Source organism: Mesorhizobium sp. M7A.F.Ca.US.005.03.2.1, assembly GCF_003997795.1.
Taxonomy (GTDB): domain Bacteria; phylum Pseudomonadota; class Alphaproteobacteria; order Rhizobiales; family Rhizobiaceae; genus Mesorhizobium; species Mesorhizobium ciceri.
Genome location: NZ_RZRP01001289.1, coordinates 1 through 1,155, shown reverse-complemented (window position 1 = coordinate 1,155; position 1,155 = coordinate 1). Strand labels below are relative to the sequence as shown.

Here is a 1,155-nt window from a genome sequence, read left to right as displayed (position 1 = left end):
TGGCCCTTCTTGCCTTCGAGGCTTTCGAGAAGTGCAGTCTCCTCGCCGCAGATATAGGCGCCGGCGCCGTGGTGCATGTAGATGTCGAAATCGTAGCCGGACGTGTTGTTCTTGCCGATCAGCTTGGCCTCATAGGCCTCCTCGATCGCGCGCTGCAGCGCCTCGCGCTCGCGGATGAACTCGCCGCGCACATAGATGTAGGCGGCAACCGCACCCATGGCGAAACCGGCAAGCAGCGCGCCCTCGACCAGCGTGTGCGGGTCGTTGCGCAGGATGTCGCGGTCCTTGCAGGTGCCGGGCTCGGATTCGTCGGCGTTGATCACGAGATAGCTCGGCCGGCCATCGCTCTGCTTGGGCATGAACGACCATTTGAGGCCGGTCGGGAAGCCGGCGCCGCCACGGCCGCGCAGGCCCGACGCCTTCATCTCGTTGACGATCCACTCGCGGCCCTTGGCGACGATGCCGGGCGTGTTATCCCAGGCGCCGCGCGCCATCGCGCCGGCCAAGGACTTGTCGAACAGGCCGTAGATATTGGTGAAGATGCGGTCTTTATCCCCGAGCATTTTTCGTCCCTCAGACCGGCTTCTTGCCGAAGACGCGGATGTATTCGGCGACGCCACCCTTGGCGAGCGCCTTGGCCTGCTTGACCCAGTCGTCGCGATCGATGCGGCCCTGGAAAGAGAGATAGCCATCCACCCACTCGCGTTCGGCCTTCTTCCACGACGCGACCTGCGCGAAGGTAAAGATGCCCAGCGTATGCAGGATGCCCTCGATCTTGGGGCCGACGCCGGAGATCAGTTTGAGGTCATCGACCTGTGCCGGCCTGTCGATGCCGGCCGGGCGGTTCTTGTCCCCGAGCGACGGTTTGGCCGGCTTGGCGGCCGGTACCTTGACCTCTGGCGCCTTGAAGGCGGAGGCCGGCTCGGCCTTGGTGATGGGGCCACTGCGCTGCTTGGAAACCTGCTCGACTTTGGAGTCTGCCTTGTTGGCATTGGCGGCCGAATGCAGTGGAGCGGCAACACTCGCCGCCTTTTCAACCGCCGGCGCGACCTTGGTTTTTGAAGGCGTCTTCAACGCCGGGCTGGTTTCAGGGGCGTCGGTCTTCGGCTTGCTGGTGTTGGACGGTGCGACAGGGGCCGCGGCCGGCGCCGGCAC

The 1,155-nt window shown here is 64.9% G+C and carries 2 pseudogenes; both read right to left on the bottom strand.

Annotated elements, in window-relative coordinates:
- Positions 1-563 (bottom strand): annotated as a pseudogene (locus EN991_RS37130) (NADH-quinone oxidoreductase subunit F); the annotation flags it as partial.
- A 10-nt stretch (positions 564-573) separates the two neighbouring features.
- Positions 574-1,155, bottom strand: a pseudogene (locus EN991_RS37125) (NADH-quinone oxidoreductase subunit E); the annotation flags it as partial.